Origin of the sequence: Paenibacillus sp. FSL W8-0187 (genome assembly GCF_037969755.1) — a bacterium.
GTDB lineage: Bacteria > Bacillota > Bacilli > Paenibacillales > Paenibacillaceae > Paenibacillus_AQ.
This window is the reverse complement of the sequence record NZ_CP150206.1, coordinates 1,759,909-1,780,582: the sequence shown is the minus strand read 5'-3', so window position 1 is coordinate 1,780,582 and position 20,674 is coordinate 1,759,909. Positions and strand designations below refer to the sequence as shown.

19 protein-coding genes are annotated in these 20,674 nt (G+C 45.2%); 1 reads left to right on the top strand and 18 read right to left on the bottom strand.

What is annotated here, in order from left to right:
• Nucleotides 1-6: 6 nt before the first annotated feature.
• From MKY48_RS07675 to MKY48_RS07610, 14 genes are all read right to left on the bottom strand, one after another.
• Entirely contained in the window at nucleotides 7-1,527 is a 1,521-nt protein-coding gene (locus MKY48_RS07675) for a glycosyltransferase (protein WP_339271346.1), read from the bottom strand.
• Nucleotides 1,520-2,896, bottom strand: coding sequence for a nucleotide sugar dehydrogenase (locus tag MKY48_RS07670; protein WP_339271345.1), 1,377 nt, complete (start codon nucleotides 2,894-2,896; stop codon nucleotides 1,520-1,522). The genes MKY48_RS07675 and MKY48_RS07670 overlap by 8 nt, the downstream gene beginning before the upstream one ends.
• 250 nt (nucleotides 2,897-3,146) lie before the next feature.
• Nucleotides 3,147-3,731 (bottom strand): GNAT family protein, encoded by a 585-nt coding sequence (locus tag MKY48_RS07665; protein ID WP_076323052.1) that lies wholly within the window; start codon nucleotides 3,729-3,731, stop codon nucleotides 3,147-3,149.
• Complete coding sequence (locus tag MKY48_RS07660) at nucleotides 3,728-3,961, bottom strand: acyl carrier protein (RefSeq protein ID WP_076323051.1); 234 nt, start codon at nucleotides 3,959-3,961, stop codon at nucleotides 3,728-3,730. The genes MKY48_RS07665 and MKY48_RS07660 overlap by 4 nt, the downstream gene beginning before the upstream one ends.
• A complete protein-coding gene (locus MKY48_RS07655; RefSeq protein ID WP_339271343.1) occupies nucleotides 3,958-5,670 on the bottom strand; it encodes an HAD-IIIC family phosphatase in 1,713 nt (570 codons plus the stop codon). Before MKY48_RS07655 ends, MKY48_RS07660 begins: the two co-directional genes overlap by 4 nt.
• 94 nt (nucleotides 5,671-5,764) lie before the next feature.
• Entirely contained in the window at nucleotides 5,765-6,946 is a 1,182-nt protein-coding gene (locus MKY48_RS07650) for a phosphotransferase (protein ID WP_339271341.1), read from the bottom strand.
• 248 nt (nucleotides 6,947-7,194) lie between these two features.
• Entirely contained in the window at nucleotides 7,195-8,280 is a 1,086-nt protein-coding gene (locus MKY48_RS07645) for a phosphotransferase (RefSeq protein WP_339271339.1), read from the bottom strand.
• A 194-nt stretch (nucleotides 8,281-8,474) separates the two neighbouring features.
• Nucleotides 8,475-8,768, bottom strand: a complete 294-nt coding sequence (locus MKY48_RS07640; RefSeq protein ID WP_339271337.1) for a hypothetical protein — start codon at nucleotides 8,766-8,768, stop codon at nucleotides 8,475-8,477.
• 20 nt (nucleotides 8,769-8,788) lie between these two features.
• Nucleotides 8,789-9,091 (bottom strand): hypothetical protein, encoded by a 303-nt coding sequence (locus tag MKY48_RS07635; RefSeq protein WP_326095284.1) that lies wholly within the window; start codon nucleotides 9,089-9,091, stop codon nucleotides 8,789-8,791.
• On the bottom strand, nucleotides 9,088-9,408 hold the full coding sequence (locus MKY48_RS07630) for a hypothetical protein (RefSeq protein ID WP_244878965.1): 321 nt from the start codon (nucleotides 9,406-9,408) through the stop codon (nucleotides 9,088-9,090). Before MKY48_RS07630 ends, MKY48_RS07635 begins: the two co-directional genes overlap by 4 nt.
• 29 nt (nucleotides 9,409-9,437) lie before the next feature.
• Nucleotides 9,438-9,779 (bottom strand): nucleoside-diphosphate sugar epimerase, encoded by a 342-nt coding sequence (locus MKY48_RS07625; protein WP_083659676.1) that lies wholly within the window; start codon nucleotides 9,777-9,779, stop codon nucleotides 9,438-9,440.
• Nucleotides 9,780-9,863: 84 nt separating this feature from the next.
• Nucleotides 9,864-10,568: a glycosyltransferase family A protein gene (locus MKY48_RS07620; RefSeq protein WP_339271331.1), complete on the bottom strand. Its 705-nt coding sequence runs from the start codon at nucleotides 10,566-10,568 to the stop codon at nucleotides 9,864-9,866.
• Nucleotides 10,569-10,922: 354 nt separating this feature from the next.
• A complete protein-coding gene (locus MKY48_RS07615; protein ID WP_339271329.1) occupies nucleotides 10,923-11,504 on the bottom strand; it encodes a WIAG-tail domain in 582 nt (193 codons plus the stop codon).
• A 72-nt stretch (nucleotides 11,505-11,576) separates the two neighbouring features.
• Nucleotides 11,577-12,722, bottom strand: coding sequence for a glycosyltransferase family 4 protein (locus tag MKY48_RS07610; RefSeq protein ID WP_339271327.1), 1,146 nt, complete (start codon nucleotides 12,720-12,722; stop codon nucleotides 11,577-11,579).
• Nucleotides 12,723-13,012: 290 nt separating this feature from the next.
• Here MKY48_RS07610 and MKY48_RS07605 point away from each other — a divergent pair, with 290 nt between their 5' ends.
• Nucleotides 13,013-14,116: a YheC/YheD family protein gene (locus MKY48_RS07605; RefSeq protein ID WP_339271325.1), complete on the top strand. Its 1,104-nt coding sequence runs from the start codon at nucleotides 13,013-13,015 to the stop codon at nucleotides 14,114-14,116.
• A gap of 55 nt (nucleotides 14,117-14,171) precedes the next feature.
• On the opposite strand, the gene MKY48_RS07600 is transcribed toward MKY48_RS07605, so the two are convergent.
• From MKY48_RS07600 to MKY48_RS07585, 4 genes are all read right to left on the bottom strand, one after another.
• Nucleotides 14,172-16,847 (bottom strand): DUF5704 domain-containing protein, encoded by a 2,676-nt coding sequence (locus MKY48_RS07600; protein ID WP_339271323.1) that lies wholly within the window; start codon nucleotides 16,845-16,847, stop codon nucleotides 14,172-14,174.
• 1,438 nt (nucleotides 16,848-18,285) lie between these two features.
• On the bottom strand, nucleotides 18,286-19,041 hold the full coding sequence (locus tag MKY48_RS07595; protein WP_339292646.1) for an S-layer homology domain-containing protein: 756 nt from the start codon (nucleotides 19,039-19,041) through the stop codon (nucleotides 18,286-18,288).
• A 325-nt stretch (nucleotides 19,042-19,366) separates the two neighbouring features.
• Complete coding sequence (locus tag MKY48_RS07590) at nucleotides 19,367-19,765, bottom strand: HTH domain-containing protein (RefSeq protein WP_076323038.1); 399 nt, start codon at nucleotides 19,763-19,765, stop codon at nucleotides 19,367-19,369.
• 114 nt (nucleotides 19,766-19,879) lie between these two features.
• Complete coding sequence (locus MKY48_RS07585; protein WP_339271319.1) at nucleotides 19,880-20,611, bottom strand: hypothetical protein; 732 nt, start codon at nucleotides 20,609-20,611, stop codon at nucleotides 19,880-19,882.
• Nucleotides 20,612-20,674: the final 63 nt, after the last annotated feature.

Here is a 20,674-nt window from a genome sequence, read left to right as displayed (position 1 = left end):
TACATATTAGCGTTTCAATCTTTTCATAACTGGCTTATTGTGATGCTTGCTCCAATTAAAAAATTCATTATTACGGATATTGCCATTGATCGCGGTAAATGGAACGTTATTCTTCCAGGCAACGTAATTAAAGCTGATTTGGTCTCTTTTACTATAACTTATGATTTGTCTCCACCATGTGGTCATTGCCCCCGTAACGATAGGATCATTATGGCGTCTTAGGATCACGCCGGACTCAATTAGTCCGTTATCCCTCGGATATCCCGCATTCTTATACAAGGCTACTTGTTTTAATATGACTTCTTTCTTATCCTTCCCCAAGGCAATACAAGCTTCAGCTTCTTTATAAATACAATTCCGATGTGAATGTTTGTAGAACACGAGCGGTGAGGCGCTATATTTTTCAATAAACCGATCGATATCTCCGACAATTCGGATATTCCCGTCAACCCAAACACTGTGTTTGTAGGTCGGGAATAATAAGTGTGGCATAACTTTTACCCATCTAGCTTGACGGGCCGTATCAGCGAATATTTTATCTAACTTAATCATTTTCCAGGTTCCGGACTTTAATTTCGGATTATCCGTGAAACAATAGTAATCACAATGCTTGCTCATTTGTAAAGGATCCTGTAGCTTATCGTAATTACCGGTTATCGCTGTGTATATTACGTTTTTTCGTTGATTACTTGTGATGATTTGTCGTCTGCAAGCTAATAGCCATTTTAATTTTGCCCTTGTTTCTTTGAGCAATCGATGATCGACCATTTTTTGTATCGATTGCTTAATCCTTTCCACGCCGTGTTTGCGAATGAGGGCAGCTTTCCCATTCTGTGCTAATCGCTTCCTTCTATCCTTTCCAAAGCTTGCCGACTTTTGATGATAAATATAACAATGAGTGGCAACCTTTAATTTAAAGTTGGCAGCGCGGGCACGAAGACAATAATCATCTTCTTCCCCGTAACCTATCGGAAAGTTCTTTTCATCGAAATACCCGATTTTGTCTATGACTTCCTTCTTGATCATTAAACAGAAGCCGTTCAAAAACATGACTCTCGGAAAATTCTTATCGGAGGATTGATAGACAAGCTCGGCCATTTGTTCGATCGTCAAGTTGGGCTCCAATCCATTACGGTTCCAGTCCCGATGGGGAATGGATTGCCAGCTGGCTGCATTAGACAGCGGACCGACGATACCGATCCTGCGATCGGATTCCATGGTTTCCGTCAGCCTTTCCAACCACTGACTGGTTACGATCGTGTCGCTGTTGAGAAGGACGCAGTATCGCGATGTTGACTGTTTTAATCCTTGATTCGCAGAAGCCGTATAGCCTTGCGGTTTATCGTGTCGAATTAATGTATAGTGAAATTGTCGTGTGTACTGTTCCAGATATCGCTTTGTGGTTTGATCGCTTCCATCATCTATGATAATTACATTAATTTTTTGTGTCGTATTATTTTGAATGGAGTTCAAACATTGTTTTACCGCATTCAAACCGTTATGCACACAAATGACAACATCAATCAATCCCTTCCCTCCCTTCCCCGCTATCTTTGATCGACACAACCGGGGATAAACTTTTCTCCAATCGCTTATGTCCGCCGAGCAATACAATGTTTCCTTTAATCGACCGAGTCACATTTTTCGTGTCATACAGCAAAGCGGCATGCTCAGCAATAAACTGGTAATCGATCGTACTATGATCGGTAGTAATAACGACCAGGTCGGCGGAGGCAATCAGATCCGGCAAAAGTTCTATGGAGGATATCCTGTGGCCATTGTCTATAAACCATGGAATGAGCGGGTCATAATAGGTTACAGCAGCCCCCTTCTGCTGTAGAAGCCTGAACACTTCGAGTGCAGGCGATTCTCGCATATCGTTGACATCCTTTTTATAAGCCATTCCAATGCATATAATATTTGAGTTTTTTAGCGGCTTTTCATTGTCATTGAGTATGTCGGTAATCTGCGATATGACATATCGGGGCATATTGCTGTTGATATCGCTGGTCAATTCAATAAATTTGTTATAGAAGCCGAACTTTTTAGCTCTCCATGACAGATAGGTCGGATCGATCGGGATGCAGTGGCCACCGATCCCCGGCCCTGGGAAAAAGGGGATGTAACCAAACGGCTTGGTCGAAGCAGCGTCGATCACTTCCCAGATGTTAATCCCCATTCGATCACACATGAGCGTCAGCTCGTTCACAAGCGCTATGTTAACACTTCGAAACGTGTTCTCGAGCAACTTAACCATTTCGGCCGCGGCCGTTGAGCTTACTGGTATCACGTTATCCAAAAAAGAACGGTAAAATTGAAGGCCAAGATGGGTACATTCCTCCGTGATTCCACCTAAGATTTTAGGTGTGTTTTTTACATTGAATTTACGGTTTCCAGGGTCCACTCTTTCCGGAGAATAACATACAAAAACATCCTTACCCGCTTCCCATTGCGTATTGGCTTCAATCACATTCTTAATTAATTCTTCGGTCGTTCCGGGATAGGTGGTGCTTTCCAAAATAATGAGCGTATCTCTCGAAGCATACCGGATGATGGAATCAACCGCTGACCGAATCATGGAAACGTCAGGATCTCTGTTGATGTTAAGCGGAGTGGGCAAGCAAATAACGATGATATCTGCTTCAGCCAGCACTGAAAACTCATGAACGGCATACAGGCGCTGATGGATCAAAGAATCGATATCTTCATCCTTTATATCCGTAACATACGATTTTCCGCGTTGTAACTGTTCCGTTTTATTCTTATCGATGTCAATTCCGTACACCCTGTAATTGGCTCTTGCCGCCTCCACTGCCACAGATAGTCCGACGTAACCAAGACCGATCACGGCCACCGTTGCCGTCTTGGTTTCTATTTTATGCAAGATTTCGCTCATCCTGGTTGTCCATCCTTTCTTGAAGAGTAAGTCCTTGTTCAAAAAACACCCATGATGAAATTACCGGGCGATCATGAATTTCCTTCTCCTGATAAAATATGAAATACACCTGAGAGAAGCAACGGCGAATTCACCAGACATATTACCCATGTCATTCCTTTTCGTCCGGTACATACAGAAAAGACAGCGAACGGTTTCGCTGTCGTCAGTAAACAAGTCATATTTTCTTACATTCCGTAAAGTATGTTAATTATTCTTCCGGATTCTCCCTCAGCAGACGCTCCGCCAATATTGCAGGCTTCTCTAATCTTTGTTGAATCATAGGCCAGTTCTCCTTCGTAGCCGTATGAATAACCATGTCATAGGATACGCCTCTAATGGTAAGGCCATTACGTTCAATTCCGGTCCGGGGCAAACCGCAGTTATCATGAAAAGAAACGACACTCGCATTATCAATAACCGTGTTGGAGAACACACTGGACAAACCCAGAATATCAAACGCAACGTGAAAAATAAGCCATACGCTGGCAGGAGCGGCAGGGATCGAATCGGAAATAATCCATCTTCCCCAATTCCCGGCTTGACCATCAATATCATAGATCGCTATGGTTCCGATAGGTACGCCCGAGAGAAGCTCAATGCAGAAGTAATAGTCGCCTTCTCTGTGAAAATATTGTTTCAACCATGATTCATGAGTAGAATAACGAGAATCGATTTCTCCAATATACCTGGATAAATCAGGGGATCTTCTTAGTTTGAAAATAAAATCAGCGTCGTCCATCGTAATGGGTCTTAATCGAATCCCAAAGCGTTCAACTTTGATGTTGTGCTTCACGACTTCACCTCAATGATCTTGGCGATGTCATCCAAGCTTTGAATTCCCGCTACTTCCCTAATGGAGAAGCGAACATCAAATTGTTCTTCAAGACGAAGAATGAGTTCCATATGTTTTAAAGAATCCCAATTCGCCAGCTCTTCCCGCTTTGGATTATCATGAGGCGGTAATGCAGTGTTTAATACCTCGGATAAGATCGACCCGATTTGTTTGCGTAATTCTGTAGTCATCGATTTACCTCCACTCTAGCAGGATGACTTCCGCAAGCTGCTTTTACACGTGCATAGAGATCTTTAAGCGCCAGTTGTTCAGGCGAGCCTGTAACAAAACGCTTTATCCAGTCCAAGGCAGGAGCATTTCGCGGCCCCTGAGCCATTTCGATATTGATACGCTGCACCCCTCGATCCATTAATTTCTCCAAGATCCAGGCAAAGGCTACCGTTTCAATCTCACGGCCAAGCGCCCTGCAGCTAAAAAGCGTTTCGATTAAATGCGCTTGCTCACCATCCAACCGGCATATAAAAGCGCCGATAATTCCACTGTCTGACAGTATATCGGAGAGGCGAATCGTAATCGTAGCATATTTCGAGGCATTCATAACGTCATTCGCCTCCACTTCTGTCATCCGCCTTAATGCCAGGTTAAACTGATTCGTTTTATGACTTAATTCATGCAGCCGCGTGACATGGGAAGCTTCATTCTCATAGATGGTTACAACCATGTTCAAGCTGTCTAAATAGGAACGATAATCCGATGCTGATTGTCTAATCTTCTCCCTTGTCTGATTGGCCTGAATATCGGTTGTTCTGGATACGGCCATGTTATCCTGGTGAAGTTGATATAATCCGGGAAAATGACATAATCCAAACATCGTTTCTTCACCGTTTTGCTTTGCTCGTAAAAGACGAACCTCTGGCAGTACAGCGGCCATCTTCACCAACTCTGCCGGATTGTCATCCACAAACACGAAAGCAGACGGGTCAATATTCAGTATTCGCGCCAAGCGATTCAGATTTTCTGCTTTTGTCTGCCAATTCGCGCAGACAGCGGCAAAATCGTCCCATCTCAGCGGGAAATCGCTCCGAGTGTCAAACAGAGCCTTAACATCTTCTTCTTCATTACGGCTGCATAACGTGAGCAGCACTCCCGATTGTTTAAGTTTGAGCAGCAGCCTTTGCAACCGATGATGACCTTCCGTTAAAGCTACCCCTTCAGCCCCTTCCTCTCCCAATACCCCGTGATAAAGCGTATCATCAAGATCAAGAGCAATCGCTTTAAGTCTCGGAACACAGGAAGCGGGTAAGAGATGTACACCAAGGTGACGGGAGATAATTATCGTTGCCTGATTGGAAAATGGATAGCTGCTGATTTCCTCGTTCCGATAATCATAGAAGGACTCGGTACCTTCATGGGCCAATTCAGCTAAATCGATCAGAACACATCCTGTGTTGTTCTCAACGGACTCCAACAAATACGAATTTAACTTCCGGAACCATCCACGGTCACTGGCACGGAAGCTGAGCACCCTATCGGCATCTTCCAAGGACTCCGGCCAGTTATTTATCCAGATTGGTTTATCCGTTACCATACGCAGTTTAACGATCCGTTCATTCAGCCAATGTGCAGCTTCCTGTGCGCTCATTGAGCTGGCGTAGATCCGCCAATCTAACCAGATGATATATACATCCGCCTGAGTTTCCCCTCCAATATCGGACAGAGCGCTATCATAATCAGAGTAATCAAAACAGACATCAGCCTCCCATAATCCGCAAAACGGAGGCATCAAATTGGCAACAAACTCAAAGGGCATCGTTCTGTCGACTCGTATTCGGAAGGTTCGATTGCATGGGAGCTTAGGGCTTCCTGCAATCCGAGCCCTGGAGGGAAGGGAGCACAGCAGAGAATCCGCTAAATCTAGATAGGTTAACACATGATTCATTCCTATACCTCCCTCCTGTTGTTAGAGCATTGACCTGCCCATTCTTCCAATGATTCTGATACTCCTAGATCCTATCCCGCTAAAGTCATTGGCATTAATATAACCCGAGCTCCTTGCCCCACACATTGATTCTATCTAAATAATGATCCAATAAATAAACCGACTTCAGATCTTCCACTCCCCAAATAAGCTGCTGGAGCAAGCTGCGTTCCAAAACGCGCTGCAAATAAGCCATTTTGTATAACGTAACCGGGTCCGTATCGAACCGGATTCCATATTTGAGCATTTCTGCGGCATACAAAGGCGCACAGCGCTCAATCACGGCATTTTCGTCACCTCTCCAGTCCTTTCGGTATGCAAAAAACACACCCATTAAATTAAACATATCGAACCAGCATGGTGAGAAACGTGCTCCTTCCCAATCGATAAATTTAATATTCCAGGTCTCTTCAGCTACATTGTGGCAGCCGATATTCGGAGTTTGAAGATCATTGTGAATGATACTTTTACCAGCCTGAAGAAGTTCGGGAAAATAAATAGGTCCCTTTTGTAACATGGTACGGACATTAGCGTAGCTAGACTCCAGTCTCTGCTTTAATTCAGGACGTTCCATTGCCTTATCCAGATATTCCATCGTTTTTTGATGGTTCTTCCGGCGTTCTTGCGTTGTGGTTTCGGAGTCGTAAAGCGGAAGCCATTCCTCGAATGTTTCCCAATGATTATAAAAATTGTCGTTATAGGTTAGTGCATGAAGCTTCGCCAACGAAGGGATAATCCGGTCGAAATAATCGGGTGTAAAGATAACCTGACCCTTTACTTGAGGGACGAACTCCATGAATACCCATACATCCTCACCATTCATACCTTCCACGATCAAATATATGGTAGGTATCAAATCCGGTAGAATACTGGTTGCTTTCCGGTACATGTTTAACTCGATTAATTTCTGTTCGTTCACAGGTGCTTTGAATATCTTTAAAATCATCGGATAATTTTGTCCGTTTGCCGTAATTTCGAGTTTCCAGATTGCACTCTTGAATGTTTCTTTCAAACATTCCATATTTCTGTCGTTTAAAACAACAGAAGATCCGAAATGGCTTGCCATCTGGTCAGCACATCGAAGCTCTCGCCATTTCAGACTGATATCGTTAAGAGGCGGGTTCACCAATAAGGCTTGTGCATCCTCAAGCCCTTTATTATATCCATCTTCTTTTCCCTTTCTAAATCCATCCGTACGACCTTGCTCGAATCCTTCCGAACTACCCATTTTTGTCATATCCGCGTTCCTCCACTCCGTATTCCTTTTATATCCTATGTGGAGGACCTCCGACATGACATTAAAAAAATGCGATTTAACATTCCACACACATGATTTAACATTCCTCGAATAATTGGATAACGATTAGCCAAGAATTTCTGCTGCGATTGTGAGATAGATTCATCAAAAACAACGCAAAACAACCCGCTGAACACGCGGGTTATCCGAGTAGTACTCAACTTAATATCCATTGGATCGAATAAGTACTAATAAAGTTCCAATTTTTTTCCTAAAACTTTGATTTTTTCTAAATACACCGGCAGTAGCTTCGCCTCTTTTTTACCGGTAACAGCCCAATTCAGCTGCAGATACAGCCCCTTCTCAAGTATTCGTTTTAGGAATGCCATCTGATACAGTTTGAATGGATCGGTTTTAAAGATAACTCCATGCCTTCTCATCTCATTCGAATATAACTGAACACAACGGCGGGTTATAAGCTCCTCCTGATCTTCCCACTCTCGGCGGTATGCCAAGAAAACCCCGATCAAATTGACGAGATCAAACCAGCACGGGGCATATTTTGCGCCTTCCCAATCAATAAACTTGATTTTCCACGATTTCTCCTTAACATTGTAGGCCGCTATGTTTGCAGTGTGAAGATCTCCGTGGATAATGCTGCAGCCTTCATGAACGACCTCCGGGAAATAATCTGGCCCTCTCTGCAGCAGACCCTTCACGAGCGAGTAATATGGATTTATCATTTCTTTTAAATGGTTGTTTTTCATCGCTTCATCTAAATAATACAAGGTTAACTTATTTATGCTTTTTCTTTCTTTTCTCATAACATTAGAGCTAAATTGAGGCAGCCAATCACCGAATAGTCGCTCATGTTGTTTAAAGCGTTCATTCATCGTAGAGGAGTGGAGCTTCGCTAACGTAGGAATGATTTTGTCAAAGTGATCCGGATTATACTGCACCCGCCCTTTAAGAGGTTCGATGTATTCCATGAACACCCACAAATCGCGTCCGTTTACATTTCTTTTGGTTTTATAAACTAGTGGCATGAACGGCTGAAGTACTTTTCTTCCTTTACGGTATATATTTTTCTCAACCGTGCTTTCCGGTCGGTCTTTTTCGAGCGGTTTCGAAATTTTAAGAATGATGGGAATGCGCTTTTGTTCATGTTTGATTTCAAGTTTCCATATACTGCTTTTGTATGAGTCTTTTAAACATTCCATTGTTTGATCATCTAATCTCACTTCGGTGCTAAAGAACTTGAATGATTTGGAAAACTCCATCTTACGCCATGTTTTTCGAATGAATCGCTTGTCTATTCTGCTGGTTGGACTCATTAGTCCTCACTCCATTTTTCGCTTTTAAACCATTGTATGTCGAACATAGAGATGCGCATCCATTCATTTGCCTAACAAACGGAGGTGTGCTGTGCTCGTTCTCCAATTGGCCACGGTAGATTCTTTAATAATTTTGATTCTATATAAGATGGAGCGTTCTTCAGCTCAAGTTACATAAAATGCCACCAGAGTCGTTATGGAGAGGCATCCGCCTGTCTGCCATCCTCATAACCTTTCGCAAATCCAGCTTTAAAGTCTTCCATGTAGGAATGATCATACCCATGGTCATGGACTTGAGATAAAGGCCGGGATCTGCCGACCCCAGGCCTGGAGCTGTAACGGCCACCGGCTCGATGGCGCTTGCCTTTCTTGCCATGACGGCGTTTACTGCCTGATGACTTCAGGCCACGCAGCCCCTTTGCGAATGATTTCTTCCGAGCCATTTCTGAAGTCTTTCGATGATTCCTAACGGATAATGCCATGTTCATGCCGAATCCTCCTGCAAGGTTCAGTTCGTAGCTTCTAACCCGGCCTCGTTGTAAGATAGCTGGCACTCGGATGTTATCCAGGGCGATGCCGGACTGCCTAATTTGTACCGATTTAACGGAATGCCTGTCAACATTTCAGCCATCACGGATTGATAGCCGACAAGCAGCCGAATATTCTCCGCGAGAGTGCGCGCGGTTGTTTCAGAATGTGCCGTAACCTCTGCGATACTTTCCAAAATACTTGCCAGCGCTTGCTGACTTCTAGCAATGGATGATACCATAGCAATCTTGGCTTCATGTTCCCGCTGTATGCGCGCGATCATGAGTCCGTGTCTCCGAAATCGAATGCATCAAATCCCATGGCGTCATCTTGTTCAGCTTCCGTTCCGAGGATAATTCGCAGATTCCGGCACAGACCGGAGCCTATTTTCGTCAAGCCCTCGATTTGCTCAACAATTTGCTCGTGAATGGATAACGAATCCTTCAACTCTCCCTTGGAACGAGGATATTGAGTCAGGACCCATTGACAAACCTTTTCGGCTTCTACCGCTTTCCCTTGAAGAATGAGATAGGTATTATATTGAATAGTAACGGATGCATCGAGAATCCGCATGAACGATTCCTCTTTACTCACATACATTCCCCCTTAACCAACGAAGTCGGATCCCATTATTCTTCACCTTGCTCGGTCGCTTTAAGCTCTTTCATTACGATTTCCAAACTGTCTGCCGATGTTTGTTGTAGGTCGGCCATGGCGTTCAAATAAGCAGTAATGCTGCTATTGACTTGTTCCACCTGGGATCCTGACGATCGGCTTCCTAATAATTGTCCCCCTAACGATGGTCCTTCTCGTGAATTTGGTTCTTCGGAGGTTTGGATTTCATGATTGGGTAATGAATGTATAATTTGAGCCATGCGGACTGCTGCATGACGCTGAGCTTCTAGAATGCGCGCTAACTGCCGCTGGGAGTGCGAAAGGTGTTCGACCATATCATCAATTTTTTTCTCCACGACATAACTCTCCTTCGCTCATCATATTTTTCAACATATGCTTCGACAAGCTTTCTGGTGCCATGAATAATGCCGTCTTTCGAATCAGGTGAATAGATCCTTAGCCTGCAGCATCGTTCTATATTGCTGTGGAACACGTCCTAACCATTCGCTTATGCTTTCCTGTAATGATGGACTCCCTTCATCTAGTCCTCCAACATCCGATAACAGCTCCGGGCGGAACAGAGCACAGCACGCATTTAACCGATTATGAGTATCCACTTCATCCCTAGGCAGTATGGGGGTTCCTGACTGTGCAAAACTCACACAAACCGTTTTGATAGCGGGGGCATGTTCCAGCTCATCCGTCAGACCGCCAATCCAGTTATCCATAACAGGTGTACAGCCATATAGAATAACTAACTTCTTCCCGTGTGCAGCACGAAGTGCCTTATTAAGAACAACCCCTATGCCTTGATCACTTCTCCCGACAATGTGTCGTACCGCTCCGATACGGCCGCGTACATATTGCCTTGTTCCTTCCGAGGATCCGGCATCAGCGATGAGCAGCTCATATGGATGCGGCGTTAAGGCTTCGATTCTTCTGATCTTGCCAATGGCATCTTCATTTGAATCATGAATGGGGATAATGATGCTGATGCCGTCAAATGAGCAATCTCCGTTATTTTGTCCGTGTTGAACGCCATAAGAATAGCCAACGATAAATCCATCCTTCCGTCCTTCAACCGGATCAGCTTTGGGAAGAGTCGCCGATAAAGATGTCCGTAAGCGAGCGCCTCGTCTCCTCATCGTAAAAAGTCCTTCATATAAATTCCGCCTCCCGTTTCTCATCACTGCATGAGGACCGAATAATCTTTTGGCAATTCATTTCTATTGTATGTTGACTTTCTCGCTCCGTGACGGCATCCGCAGGGACCATTCTATCCTCTAGACACATCATAATCTGTAATTATGTATACAACTTGATTGGAGCAGCATTACACGAATACTGAGAGTAATACGGGGAACTCCTTAAAAATCACTTCCGCGGATGATTGGCACTTGAATCTCCGGGATGGCATCTTCAGCATGTTTACGATTTTGATCCTTCCTGCTTACTAAAAAGGATGGGTGGAATCTCGCTTCCCCCATCCTTCTACTCCCTTATGTTTCCATCCGGCCTATTGAAATCCAGTACAACCAGCCTTCTGAGATCAATGTACCTGCTGGTCGTGTAATTCCGATGGCCACCTCCTCATGCTGCCGTTTTCGAATGCCAGCTTGAAACACCGGATCACTGCACGATGCCACCACTACGTAATGTTCATCTTGATAAGAGGTCTGAAGCGGTACTGTAATCTCGATCGTTTCATGTTCATCAGTAAAGGTAAAGGGGATGGATCCAAACTGCTGAAGTAAAGGGATGTCAGGTATCCCATGAACCGGATTAAATGAAAGATGACTCGGTTGAACCGACTCAAGTGCTAGTTTGGAAGATATGATGGATTCGGATGACAAATGAATACTGTGTATGGCATAATCCTCAATCGCCTCACTTCTTACACTACGATGCTGCAGATGGGAAGCACCGATTACATCATCGGTCAACGCGTGATCCATCATACCCTTCTCTAAATCTGACCAGTTGGCGGAAGTTCCTCTGATGGCCATCTTCTTATAATAGCCATCGTACCGCCGAAAGGGCCTTCCCCTTCTTATCCTGGTGATCCTTCTGGCTTTGTTCACTGTCGGCTCTCTCCTCTGCTTCTAATCGTTACATTCATCCTATTCAAGAGATAGGGCTACTGCCACTGCCGGTTAGATGGTTTGCATCAGGTTAGCCCATCGTTCTGCTGTATGATCCCACCTGAAACGTTGACGTACCGTTTCACGACCGGCCATTCCGATTTGTGTACGCAGATTCTCGTCTTGAAGCAATCCGTTAATCCGTTCAGCGAGTCCGCCAGGAAAATCATCTCTTTGAACCAGATAACCCGTCACACCGTTCTCCACGATCTCCGGGATACCGCCTGCGTTCGCAGCGATGACAGGAACCCCAGCTGCCATTGCTTCAACATTTACGAGTCCAAAGGCCTCCCTCGGCGCTGAGGGGACAGCCACAATATCAGCAAGCGAGTACCAGTCTGCAATCGCTGGATAAGGGACAAAGGGTCGAAAGTATACCCAATGCAAATAAGGTCCGGCAGCTTTTTTCAGTTCCCGGACATAGGCGGTTTCCCGATCGGATCCGTAAGCTGCACTTCCGATAATAAGCAATAAAACCTCTGGGTGCTTGTCAATAATATGTGGCATTACGTCAATCAGATGGTGAACCCCTTTGTCAGGGATAAGCCGTCCCGCAAACAGGATGATACGACGTCCACTCCATCCGTATTGAGCAAGCTTTGCCTCTTTTAGGGCCTTGGCAGCAGGGCTGAATGCCGGAGTAAAATGATCAAGACTAACACCAAGATGATTAATCGTGATCTTCTCCAAAAGCCAAGCATGTCTTGAAGTAATATCCTCCAGCAGAAAACGGCTGTTTACTACAATGCCGTCCATCCAGCGGGCAATGTTCCCAAAGCGCTGCTCGCTCATATATGGTGGCATAATAAATGTATTGGAATGAAGATTAAGTACGACTTTCACATGCGGCAGATGCATTTTGAGGCGCTGGGCCAGCAGCGGCCGATTGTGAACTTCAATAATATCCGGTCTCCATTTCTGGAGTCTCCGCAGCAAGGAAGGATAATAATTCGTACCAGATGGCAGGCGGTAGCACGGAACGCCGTTAATCGCGTCTTTTGAAGGGAGCCCTTTTCCCAGCACTCCGAATATGCGCACATCCATGGTATCCTGTGCCAATGGAATGGTCTGCTCGACTACCCGCTCGACGGAGCTGCTCCTCCCCGATGGAATAACAAACGATCCCGGCGTCACAACCGCCACCTTCCGCAAACCCATAACTCCACATCCTTCTCACATCATATCTATATGAAAAACACCTGCTGATATATCAAAGGTATCAATCCCCTTGTACCAGTAGCGTTTCGTTGCCTTATTCAAAATAAACGCATACCTGTCATTTGTATGGTCTCATACCTTAACATATACCGGATCAGGGTCTATTGGTGACTATTATCCAGTAAAGAATAGGCCAACCACGGGCGACACCCGTCCATCCGGGACAATCTCCTGCATGCATACGATGTGGTACAAAGACTACATGATCTGTGGTAACAAGGAGGATGACCATGCATCTGGAATATGTCGGCATTCTACTCAACAACAATACGTATCGCAGAATTTCCAGCGGGGAAACCGGCACTGAATCACTAACCAATTATGAAGAAGCTGCTGCCGTGAACGGGTTGATTCCTTGTTTTTTTACCATTCATCATATTTCACTAGAGACTGGAAAGGTGACTGGTTATATTCCGGCTCCAGTTGGATATTCACGAGTGCATATCCCCCTCCCGCGCGTTGTTCATATGCGAGCTATTTATCATAAAAAACAGGAGCTGGCGCTGATTGATCAACTAATCAATCGCGGGATATTTATTTATAACGGGCGTACACGCTACGGTAAAAACGTCATACATCATATGTTGGAGCAGGACCAGGGGATATCACCATCCCTGCCTCATACGGTTAAAGCTACCCCCGCCTCGATTCACTCCATGCTTAGTCAGCACGGGGATCTCGTTTTAAAGCCATGCAATGGAAGCATCGGGGTTGGTATTATGCGATTGAAAGGTAACTCCCTACGCAGTCAATTCACTTACTCCCGCTCATTACCATCGGCCAAGGGGTGGAGAACGGTTACCCTGCCGCCCGGAAAGCTCCATCCCCTGATCTATCAGCGGATCAGGAAAGCTCCATTCCTTGTACAGCAGCGCATTCCGCTTGCCGAATATGATGACCGCCCCTTTGATATCAGAGTTACCGTTCAGCGCGGGGGAAGCGGGCGCTGGGAGGTCGCCGGCATGTTTGCAAAAACATCGGCCCCACGAACGTTTGTCTCCAACATTGCTCAAGGCGGCTCAGCCTATCGGGTACCGGACATACTATCCCGCTGTATGCCTGGTGTAGCTGTCGGGCCAACCATAGAACGAATCGCTGAGTTTTCCCTCCACATCGCCAAGACGCTGTCCTTGTTTATTCCGTTTGCCGCTGATTTTGGAATGGATATTGGCATTACAGAGGATGGAAAGCTCTATTTCATTGAATGCAATGGCTGCGATCAACGTTATGGTTTTTTGGAGGCTGGTATGGCTGATGCATGGAAATGCTCATACCACAATCCAATGGCCTTTGCCCGTTATCTGTATGATAACGGTGTCTGGCCTCATTATTGAATGACAAAAACCAGCTTCTCCCTAAAGATCAGGGAGAAGCTGGTTTTTCACGATTTTAATGAGGCACCTGGGATTTAAAATCTCCTTTACTGGATTTATCAGCATGATAAAATACGATATCCCCGTCCAGCAGAGAAAACCGCTTACCATACGGATCGTTATACGTGCGGCTGTACCCTTCAAGCTGCCATTGATTCATGAGTGGGGCATGAATGTATTGCAGATGGGGTTTGGCCGTATTGCCCTCTCGGATCGTCTCGATGTTGAAATTGACCACGATATACCCTTTTTTGAGAAAAATCGGGGATTTCTCGTCCAGTCGGTTCGTCCGTCCATAAGCGGCCAGGTCGGTTCCTTTCTTCACCACGTACACATCGGCAGGAAGACTGTATTCACCATACCAGCGCTGTACAGCCGCGTTGGCCCGCTCCGTATCAACGGAGGCAGGCAATCCTGACTTCGGGCCGATCAGTGTGCGTATTTCGAATGGTAGCAGCATCCAGTCGAGCCGCCCTACCCAGGTCTTGCCCTTGCTGATCTTCTCCAAGTACTGCTTCATGTAGGCTGCCGCGGACATTCCCGCCGGGGCTCCGCCGCGTTTATACAAATACGATGCGGTATCCTGCAGCTCGCCTTGCGGAACATTGCGCAGCCTGTCATTCAGAATGACATAACGCTTCTCCGTGTCCTGCGGGGAACCGATCCGAATGAACTTCCGGTTTCCGCTGTGGTAATACAGATCAACGGGCTGCCGTCCGCTGCCGTCTGGATTAACGAAATAAAAACTCGGTGTAATTGAAATGCCGTCTTGTACACCAAACATATTGCCCTTCGTCTTTAAATCGAATTTGAAGTGGTAGCCTGTCTTTACGGCCGCATTCTTATACCCCTGTGCCGGATGTTTGCCCGGTGCGATGGGAAGTGTGTACGGAAGCGAGTTCCCGCGTGCTCCACCGTCAATATCCCGAAGTCCTGTCCAATAGGACGCACCACTTGGTGTTGCATTCCCTTTTTGTTTGCGGAAGACCGTCTCCCAGTTATAATCGGCAATATCCGTGATATGGAAATCATATACGCGCCCGATCACTTCAACCGGTTCTATATCCGTAGCCACATGGTGAGCCAAATCCTGATTCGCGCTGGGCTGTGTCGTAAAGTCGGAAGGAGCGTTCTCCGCAATCGTACGGAAGTATACCTGATAATCGCCCTCATCCACCCATACCGGCAGGAAAAACTCCGTGTCCAGCTGAGCCGTCGGGATTGTGATCCAGGTGTCTTTGGGATAAAAGGTGCTCCTGTCGCTGCTGTAGACATCGAACGGAAAATAGACCTGCTTCGATCTTACATATTTCGCATAGTCTCGATCTCCGTATCCCTGGATATTCCGATGCTGACCCGAGGTAGGAATACGCACCGTAAACGGCCGATCCAAGATGAATGCAGACCGGTTTGGGTTCGGGGTCGTCTTCTGGTTGTGGGCCTGATCATCCGTCACCGAGGAATAATTGACTACCGGCGTATGGACGGTGACGGTGTTAATGGCATTGACCGGAAATGATTGATTAGACCCGCCATTAATGTTGCCGGGTATGAGATCATATTCAATCGTTCCTGTGCTCGTCGTATTCGCTTTATTCAATAACGTATTGCTAATGAGATAGTTTCTGCCGTATAGGACGTCTCTTTGAATCGTCGCAGCCGGAGGAATGATCCCTGGTGTTGGTGCCGTCCCTTGCGCCCAGCTGTCACTCATTACGGTAGATCCGTTAAACAGGACTCTATCGTTTTTCACTTGGTTTTGACCTACAGCCGACTCCGCTACGGATGTAAAATCCGTTGTCGGTACTGCTGGCCTGCTCGAACCGCCTGAAACGGTTTCCGTCCCTAAATCCACTTCTTCGCATGATGCAGGCTCCACATGATCGTCAACATTCGCGCTATGATCGGATGTAAGGACAGGAGGGGTGTAACCGGTTGGAGTAAGGCTCACCGAACCGCCAGGTAATGCATAATTGCTAACGGTTGTTTTGGCTAACTTATAAACCTCCAGGTTATCGATTTGCCAGTAGGAATACGGCCTCGTTATCGTAACTTGTTCTTCTACCTGAACCTCTTCTTCCATAGGTTCATCTGGCGTGCCGGGATCATCCGGACCCGAGCTTGGTTCACCCGGTATCGTCCAGGTGAGAATGTACGTCTTTTTGACGGGGACGGTGTAGGTGATGTCCCCCAACATGTTCGCCCATTGGTTCTTGTACAGATAATTGAGTCCAAACACATTGACGTACAGGGATTCCGAAGTCGGTATCCCGTCCAGAACATCAAACTTTTCAGAGTCTCGATCGTCCGCCTTAATTACGCCCGTTGCCACGGGGTCCATAACCGTATGTGATGAAACAGTTCCCTTTCTCGCAGCACCAATTTGGATTCCGCATGTATTGGGTAAGCCACCCGGATCTCCTCCACCGGTATTCCCGCAAGACGAGCCTGTCCCAACCTGAATCGAGGTATCGTCGGTTTCATCCAGTGCCTGGGCCGTATCCTTAAAATGAGCCGTAATCGTCGCTTGCCCTGTCGTTGCTACGGCTGTCACTACACCTGAAGCATTGATAGTCATGACACTGCTATCCGAGCTCCGCCAGGTCAACTTGTCGTGTCTTTGCAGATTGTATGTACTTCCGTCTACCTTCGTTAATTTCGCTGTGAGCTGAATGGTACCGGACGGTGGCACGCACGTCGCGCCTGTGATTTCTAAGCCTGATGTTCCATCTGCAAAGGTGGCTCGAAGGAGTTTGTCTTTGTACATATAAGTGTAAGAATCAAATGACACCCAAAACTTAGCAAAGTACCATACTTGCTTAGCTCCCGGATTTGCCCAGTATTTATTATAAGTGTCATTGTTAAAGGTTTGAGTATAATACATCCTTATACTATCAATTGAAGTAACATCTGCTATTTGACCTACTAAGGTGCTTGGATCAGTTGTCCCGGTAGATCCATGAACGTCAGGGACACGTGATGTGTTGTCAATTTTAGTATTTGAGGAACTGATATCATTTGTAGAAATAGCGTTATGTTTTATCCACGTTCCTTCCAGAGTATGCCCGGTTTCACTGATCAAAAAAGCAGTGGTGCGATTGATAGGTAAAGATAATTTATTATCGGTACAGCCAGGGTATTTGGGAAGTTGATGCCCTTGAATTGTTTCTTTTTCTACAAATCCATTACAGTTTTTATTATCCATGATAGTACCATTGGTACTTGATGCCTTCCATAACTGACCAAAATCATGACCTGCATCTGTTACTGACCATCTATCCCAGTAATATACGCCACCATAATTGGTATTATCTAAGGATGAAACCTTTAATCTTGTTCCACTAAGAGAATCCTTCCCAGCCCATGTCGTAGAACCAGCTGTGAATCCCTTGACTGATCTGATCGGGTTATTTGTACTTTTATTTATCCACTCTAGTTTTTTTATTATTTTTCCTGCAGGTGCGTTTACACTAATTCTTGTTGTCTCTAACTCCTTCTTTGATGAAAATAAAAGTCCGCTATATTCATAATCGTCAGAATTTGTTACAAAATCATACGTGATATTCTGAGTAGTTTCAGCAGCATCCACAGATTCAATTGGAGGAATGTGGATAGACACAATAGACAACAAAAGAAAAAAAACCGTTATTTTATTGATAGAGTTATTCTTAATCATGTTGAATTACCTATCGAATAAGCTTTGACTTAGATAGAGTACTCTGATAGATTGGAGCTCCCGCCGAGATTGTTTCTACCAAGACTCTTATGTTTCCATCTGTGCTAAATCCAGTTTTCGGGATGACTAGGCCATTAACATATCTTTTTGGATCTTTGGATTCAACAAGAGAAGCCATATTCAATAGCTCTCCAGTTGGTTGACCGTTATATCCCAAGATCGCTAGATTTAATTGATTAATTGGGTAGGACTTAGGTTTTTTATTTACCGGCAAATGTGACTTCAATACAATAACATAGGCTTGGAGATCATTGCTGAATACATTTTCTTTCGAACCAAACTTCCAAACCAGCTTCTCTTTACTCGGAAGAAGTTTACGATTTGGATCTTTTGGGTCGTTCCAATCAATAGCTATTAGTTCATCTACTTGCGCTACAACGGACCCATCCTGTGCTCAAAATCGTAACTTAGACATTTTCCATGAATCAATCCCGAAATTTTTATTATGATTATCCGGCCCATTAAAAATCTCTGGTGCCACCGAGAAAATATTTGTCTTATGCCAATACACTTCAGCCGCAGCTACCGCATATTTATCAACGGGGAGTTCCTTGCCGCTTTTTACCTGAAGCAAACGCTCTATAACCGCAATGGCTTGAGCCCTTGTCGTAGTGCCCGTAGGAGATATTACGCCAGGCGCGGTCCCCGATATGATGCCATCGTTGGATGCAAGATACATCCACTGCTTGTCTTCCACATTCTTATATCCCAGCGCTTTTACCGCTAGCTTAGCCATCTCTTCACGCGTCAGTCGTTCCGTCAAGTTACTGTTTCCGAAATCGCCGGCCTTATAAATTCCTGCCGATTCTGCGGCAGCCACGTAAGGAGCATACCAGGAACCTGAACTTAAGGAAGCCACCTCAATATCCAAAGCTGAAACCGCCATTTTCATAAATTCCGCTCGAGTTACCTGTTTGTTAGGCAGGAATCTTTTATCCGGATAACCATCGACATAACCTCGTTGTATTGCATCTTGAATAGCCGTCTGGGCCCAGTGGCCTTGAATATCCGTAAAATGGCTCGTCTTCGTCTCACGAGACTCCGCCATTTTGTCTGCGTTGCTCTCTTGCGCTGCCTCCACCGTGTTCAGATAGAAGCTTCCGACAAACAGGGACAATGCCGTAAATACACTGATCGAGATCTTCTTCATGAATATCCTCCTATACAAGTTGTGGAATAAAACCTATGCCATTGCTCCATATCTCCTTCCTACGCCCTTGCTTAGGGACATCTACCGCCGTCTCTCATAATTACACATCAATTACATTTTTGGATGGATGAGAGAAATTATAGTTATATTATCATATAATCATCTATTTTGGTATAATATTCCTATCCTGATTCTAATTCACTACTACATTCGCATCTCCACATGACCGTGGTTAATTCCTCATAAACTGATAAAAACCTCGACGATAGTCACATGAACATGTGTCCTTTCGTTCGAGGTTTAATTGTTACATGTAGTGGAACCGTTATAAACCGGTGGAGGATTCATCCCGGTCCCCGGCCTGAATTTCAGCTTTTTCCGCGCTTTGCTTATATACAGCAGCCAATACCTTCTCATAAGCGCTTTCAAATTCATCGGGCAGCATCGGCTTGATTTGTTCCAATATGGTCAACAGTTTAAATAGCGCCTGTACCTCCTCTTCCGTTAAACCAAGCGGGTACATTGCAAAATGCCCGATAAATGTGTAGCCTCGGCCTCGGCCTTGGTGTGTGATGGGAATATGCATGGCGCTGAGGGCATCCATATCCCGATAAATGGTTCTTTCGCTGGTTCCACAACGTTCGGCAAGCTCGCGAGCCAGTATACCTGGTCTTGCTTGTACAAGGGTAATGATTCTCATTAGTCGGATCAGTCGGTCTGTCATATGGCATTCTCCCTATCTTTCTAGTAAATTAGACATATTTTGTTTGACTGCTAAATAGTACATTCGACCCTGAAATCATTTTTCCTTTTTTATATACAGATTCTTCATTCCTAGTTAATTTTTAAGTCTAAAGTCCCTCTTCCTATTCGCATTTTCAGAAGATAATTGCCGATATGTATCCAGATACAAACCAATTAGTTGATAAAGGGTCTCTGCCTCCTTCAAATAATCCGCGTCTCGAAATCGAATTGCGTATAAAAGCATCTCATCTGCCTGTCTACGAATCATTTCTTCCCCTTGAGCCAGCTTTCCCCGTTCCAGCTTTCCTATTGCCTGCTCCAGAATGGAAGCATTCTGGTATAATTTGAGCACCTTCTCCACACGATAATCTGCCCTTCGGTATTTCAATGCCGTATGGTTGCTGAATTGAAGTGGAATCGTTCGGGACGGCTGCAAAACCACCTTCCGCTTCTGTACATCCATATATGTCCATAGAGCGGTAATAATGGGATACACCCCCGATTGCCTAGCTCCGACACTTAGCTCAAGAACCAACTGTTTGGATCTCCCTTCCGACAAAGAGCCTAAAGACAACGAAATGTTACGATCATTCAATATCTCACCTTGGCATCCATACATACGCTCCACTTGAACGCGTTCCCCTAATTGTAGGTGTAGCTGGACATCTTCAGCCATGCACTGATTAAAGCCATGGAACTGCGTTTTTTGCTTTAACACACCAGCCCTCCACTCGATCAGCAGAAAGACCTGACTAGTGCCCCCAGCGAATACATGGCTGTGGCTCCATGTAAAATCCGAAAACAAGCCAGACTGCAATACATCCACCTCTTTCCTCTTCTTCTATTAATGTACCAATACAGATGGACATCTTACTGTCATGGAACATAT